This window comes from Hydrogenimonas sp. (genome assembly GCF_029933015.1).
Taxonomy (GTDB): domain Bacteria; phylum Campylobacterota; class Campylobacteria; order Campylobacterales; family Hydrogenimonadaceae; genus Hydrogenimonas.
Window position 1 is genome coordinate 1 of sequence record NZ_JAOZOZ010000112.1, and the last position, 5200, is coordinate 5200.

At 57.8% G+C, this 5200-nt stretch carries 5 protein-coding genes and 1 pseudogene; 2 read left to right on the forward strand and 4 right to left on the reverse strand.

The window, feature by feature from the left end; all coding sequences use genetic code 11:
• Together Q1K23_RS07425 and Q1K23_RS07430 are read left to right on the forward strand one after the other, a co-directional pair.
• The coding region (locus Q1K23_RS07425) for a YmdB family metallophosphoesterase (RefSeq protein ID WP_300363511.1) at window positions 1–406 on the forward strand (406 nt) is incomplete at its 5' end.
• Window positions 403–1071, forward strand: a complete 669-nt coding sequence (locus Q1K23_RS07430; protein WP_300363512.1) for a 3-methyladenine DNA glycosylase — start codon at window positions 403–405, stop codon at window positions 1069–1071. The genes Q1K23_RS07425 and Q1K23_RS07430, both read left to right, overlap by 4 nt.
• Before the next feature lie 40 nt (window positions 1072–1111).
• Here Q1K23_RS07430 and Q1K23_RS07435 read toward each other — a convergent pair whose 3' ends face one another.
• The 4 genes and pseudogenes from Q1K23_RS07435 to Q1K23_RS07450 form a co-directional block, all read right to left on the reverse strand.
• Complete coding sequence (locus tag Q1K23_RS07435) at window positions 1112–2446, reverse strand: SH3 domain-containing protein (RefSeq protein ID WP_300363513.1); 1335 nt, start codon at window positions 2444–2446, stop codon at window positions 1112–1114.
• A gap of 5 nt (window positions 2447–2451) precedes the next feature.
• On the reverse strand, window positions 2452–4242 hold the full coding sequence (locus Q1K23_RS07440) for a DNA polymerase III subunit gamma/tau (protein ID WP_300363514.1): 1791 nt from the start codon (window positions 4240–4242) through the stop codon (window positions 2452–2454).
• Between the two features lie 57 nt (window positions 4243–4299).
• Window positions 4300–4665 (reverse strand): four helix bundle protein, encoded by a 366-nt coding sequence (locus Q1K23_RS07445; protein ID WP_300363515.1) that lies wholly within the window; start codon window positions 4663–4665, stop codon window positions 4300–4302.
• 48 nt (window positions 4666–4713) lie between these two features.
• Window positions 4714–5200: pseudogene (locus tag Q1K23_RS07450) on the reverse strand (transcription termination factor Rho); the annotation flags it as partial.

The window sequence follows — 5200 nt, forward strand, 5'->3', positions numbered from 1 at the left end:
GCTGGTTTCGGAAGGGATCGAAAACATCTTCATCGACATGCATGCCGAAGCGACCAGCGAGAAAAGGGCGCTTTTGATGATGCTGCGAGAAAAGGTTTCGGCGATTTTCGGCACCCATACCCATGTGGGCACCGACGATCTGGTGATCGACAGCGGATGCGCCTACGTCACCGACGCGGGACTCACCGGATGTCGTGACAACGTCATCGGTATGGATGCGAAAGTTCCCATCGAGCGGTTTCTGACGGGATTGCCGGGTCGTTTCGACGTACCTGACAAATGCAGGGCGATCCTTCAGATGATCGTCGTGGAACTTCGTGACGGGCGGGCCGTGGAGGCTTACAAAATACGGGTCTACGACGAAGGAGACAGGGAGACCGTTCTGCAGGCGAGAGTGGAGGCATGACAAACAGCTACGAACTGCTCGAAGCCCTCTATCGGCTGGATCTTCCCGTGCAGGAGAGGGATCCGTGGTGGTGGCCGAACAGCGGCACCTACGAGGTGGTCATCGGGGCGGTACTCACACAGAACACCCGCTGGCCGAAGGTGGAGGAGGCGCTGGAAAATCTTCGCTCCCTGGAAGCGCTGAGTATCGAGGGGCTGGCGAAGCTCGACGAAGAGCTTCTGAGAGAGGCGATCAGGCCCGCGGGGTTCTACAACACCAAAGCCAAGCGCCTCGGACTCCTCAATCAGTCGATCGGCGACAAGTTCGGCGACTTCGAAACATTTCAGGCGGAGGTCGACCGCCGGTGGCTTCTGGGCAAGAAGGGGATCGGCGAGGAGACGGCCGACGCGATTCTCAACTACGCCTGCTACAGGGAGGCGATGGTGGTCGACGCCTACACGGCGGCGCTGTTGCGGGCTTTCGGGTACGAATTCGACGACTACCGGGGCATTCAGGCGTGGCTGATCGAGGGTCTCAAGGATTACGACATCAAAGTGCGAAAGCTCTTTCCCACGCTGCCGAAAGCGCAAATTTACGCTCTCTTTCACGGGATGATCGTGGAGTACTGCAAGCGTCACAAAAGAGGCAAAAGGGTGGATGTGGGGGAGTTGATCGGGGAACGGTGAACGGTAAAGGGTGAACGGGAAACGGGGAAGGGTGAATGGATTAGCGGTTCCCGATTTCCGCTTCCCGGTTCCCGTCAAAAACTCCCGTGACGATGTTCATCGAAACGACACGCTTTATGAGCAGGGCCTCTTTGTCCGCTTCGGGCAGGTTTTCTCCCAGATGCAGGTCGGTGACGACGGCTCTGCCGACGATGTGGCGGCCGCCCCCTTCGGTGCGGATGCCCCAGAGATTGTGCATGACGTAGGCCCGGCCGTTTGAATGCCCCACATAGAGCATGATGTGCCCCGGGAGGTAGAGCAGGGTACGGAAAGGGACGCCCTCTTCGACGATGCGTTTCTCTTTTTGGGAATCGCTCATGCCTTTCAGTGATATCACCCTGCCCACTTTGGCCTGGGCTCTGGAGTTTCTCGGCAGCCAGATGCCGAAGGGAGCGAAAAAGTCCCGGGTCATGGCCGAGCAGTCTCTGTCTCCCACCATGCCGCCCCATCCGTAGGGTTCTCCCAGCAGCTCTTTCGCCACTTCGAAGAGATTCTCCCTCGTCATCGGCAGGGGCATGGCGCCTCCCCACGCTTCGGGCAGCAGGGAGGCTTCGAGCCGTAGCGTGCCGTCGGCGGACCTTCGGGGTATCAGGATCTTTCTGAAAGCCGGTTCGGCGCCCGTGACGGGAAAGAGGGTGGCCAGCTTGGCGTAGAAGAGAAAAGACTGCTTCCTGTCGTAGACGGGAAGACGCTCTTTGATCACGACGGTTTTCGGCAGCCGCATGATCCGTTCGATCTGCGCTTCGTCGATCCAGGCGATGTCGCGTATCGGCACCCATCCCAGGGCGAAGGGTGTCTGTACGAAAGCCCATCCGCCGTCACGGCTCAGATGCGAGACGATCAGGGGTGTCATCGCCTTGACGGCGCTGTTTTGGTTGTAGTCGAAGGGGTAGCCCTCTCCCGGCAGGGAGGGATCGTAAAAGATCGGCCGCATCGTGGGAAACAGCCGCAGGGAGGTGGGATACACGGTGACGGCGTGCCGTCCGAGCCGGTTGAAGGCTTCGTAGTCGGCGTTCTCTACCCAGGCTTCGAAACGTTTTGGGTCGAGAGGGAGGCGGTTTTCCCCGTAGAGCCGTTTTTTGGCGTAGTGGCCGACGGCCCAGGCCGCCTGGGCGCGGGTGACGTTGAGCTCACGCATCTGCCAGGGGGCATAGTGGCGGGAGAGAAAGTCGGCATAGAGCCTTTTTTTCTCTTCATCTTTCAAAGGCGCGGGGACCTGGGAGAGAAAAGGGGTGACGGATTCCGTGAGCGCGGGAAGGGGCGCTGTCTTCGGCGCGCACCCCGTCAGGACCCAAAAGAGCAGGAAAAGCGTAAAGAGCGGGCGCAGCGGAGGCATGTCCGTCAGACTTTGGAGCGTATGACGATCTTTTTGGCGCCGAAAAGCTCCTGGGCCTTTTTGACCATCGGGTCGTTGAGGATCTCTTTGGTGTCGTACTCCCTGCTCGGTTCCGGCTCGCTGCAGTTGCCCGTGACGCAGCCGGCGCTGTTGCAGTCGACATCCTCGATCATCGATCCCGTGTGGGTCGCGCCGTTGGCGTCCGGTACGGCGGTGCCCGCCTGCGGGGTTTCGGAGGCTTTTTCTTTTTCGGCCGTTTCGGCATGGTCGTTCTGCGATGGGGCGGGAGAGGTTTCGGGCTTTTTGGGCGGCGGATTGTCCGATTTGACCAGTCTGATTTTCGTGCCGACGCCGAAAACGTCCTGGACGAAATGGCGCACGATGCCGAAATGGGTCTTCAGCAGCTCCCTGTTCTCTCCCTCGGCGTGGCTGGCCCAGGAGAGGGTCCCCTCTTCGTAGGAGACGAACTCGATGCTCTCCTCGAAGGCCCGTCCCAGATCGGCGTTGCGGTCGTAGAGCTTTTCGATCAGCTTTTTGAAACGCAGTGTGTCGTCGGGGACGGTAGAGTGTCGAGTAGGTTTTGTCGCCGCAGGTGCAGGCATTGCGGAAGATGCCGGCTGCGGATTCGGTGTCGGAATCCGGTCGATTCCGGGTACCGGTTTCGCTTCGATCCGCTCCACGTTCCCTCTTTCCGATTCCCGATTCCCGATTCCCGATTCCCGTTTTCCAATTCCCCCCAGCTCCTCCTCGAGCGCTTCGATCATCTCGTCGATATCCTTGAGGTTCATCGCCTCGACCATTTTGAAGAGGGTGAGCGAGAGGACGAAGTCGCCGTCGGTTCCCAGGGCCAGAAGCGGTTTGGCGTCGGCGAGAATCCGGTAGAAACGCTCCAGAAGCATCGGAAAGAATTTCGGGTCGTTTAACAGCAGCTTCTCTTTCAAGAAGAGGCTCATCTCGTCGATCACCATCTCCGCTTCGTAGTTTTCGAGCTCCCTGAGATAGGTGCGGATGAGCGTTTCGTCCTTTTGCAGTATGGCGTCGAAGAGCTTTTCGAGAAACTCGGGATCGATGATTCCCAGCATCTGGGTAACGGTCGGCACGTCCACATGGCTTTTGGAGTAGACGATCGCCTGATCCAGCAGGGTCAGGGTGTCGCGGAGCGAACCGCTGCCGCTGCGGGCCAGGATCTCCAGCGCTTCGGGCTCGAAGGCGATCCCCTCGGTATTGAGGATGTGCTCGAGGTGTTTGATGACCAGCGGTTTGGCGATCTTTTTGAAACGGAAGTGCTGGGTACGGCTCAGAATCGTCGCCGGGAGCTTCAGCGGATCGGTCGTGGCCAGGATGAACTTGACGAATTCCGGCGGCTCCTCGAGGGTCTTGAGCAGGGCGTTGAAAGCCTCTTTGGTGAGCATGTGCACTTCGTCGATGATGAAGACTTTGTAGCGGCCGATGGAGGGTTTGTATTTGGTGTGCTCGATGAGGTCGCGGATGTCGTCGATCTTGCGGCTGGAGGCGGCGTCCATCTCGATGATGTCGATGTGACGACCCTCGTTGGCCATGCGGCACTGTTCGCAGGTGTCGCATGGCTTGGATGTCGGGCCGTGTTCGCACAGCAGCGCCTTGGAGAAGATGCGTGCCGTGGAGGTCTTGCCGCTTCCCCTGAGCCCCGAAAAGAGATAGGCGTGCCCCAGACGGTTCTGGTCCAGCGCCATGGCCAGGGTCTGGGAGATGGAATCCTGTCCGATCAGGTCTTCGAAACGTTTGGGACGGTATTTGAGTGCGAGAGCTTGTGACACCTCAGTTCCTTCGGTGAATGGATAATTGAAAATGGATAATGGATAATTTTCTCATAACTACGCTTGTTTACTGCTTTTGATGATGGTGGTCAGCAGTTTGATGATCTCGGCGATGTCGTTTTGAAGAGAAATGACATGGGGTTGTTTTGCATCAAGATAATCGGTAGCAATAAGAAGCCGGATCCAATATCGGCTCTCTTTCGCTTCCTTTAGCGCTATAGAAAGTTTCGAGACGAAATCCTTTTTACTCTGGGCATCCTGGGCTTCGGTGACATTGGCTCCGATGGAGGTACCCGATCGAAGCAGTTGATCGGCCAAAGCGAACATTTTATGGCGTTCGACCAGATGTCTATGAAGCTTCACAACCCTGATGGCAAAAGAGAAAGAACGGTCAAGAACGACATTGCCCCGTTCATTTTCCATTATCAATTATCCATTATTCATTCGCTTGATGCGAAGCTATGCTTCGCGTCAAGCGCCCTCGTTCATGATGCTGAGAAACTCTTCGTTGTTCTTGGTCTTGAGCATTTTGGAGTAGAGGAATTTGAGCGCTTCGACCTCGTCCATCTGGTGCATCGCGTTTCGCAGGGCCCAGATTTTCGGGAGGGTGTTGGGATCGGTGAGGAGCTCCTCTTTCCGGGTGCCCGATTTGATGATGTCGATGGCGGGGTAGATACGGCGGTCGGCGATGTTTCGGCTGAGGACGATTTCGCTGTTGCCCGTTCCTTTGAACTCTTCGAAGATCACTTCGTCCATGCGGCTTCCCGTATCCACCAGCGCCGTGGCGATGATCGTCAGGCTGCCGCCGTTTTCGATGTTTCTGGCCGCACCGAAGAAGCGTTTGGGTTTGTGGAGGGCGTTGGCGTCGACGCCGCCCGAAAGCACTTTGCCGCTGCTGGGTGTGACGGTGTTGTAGGCGCGGGCGAGGCGGGTGATGGAGTCGAGGAGGATGACGACG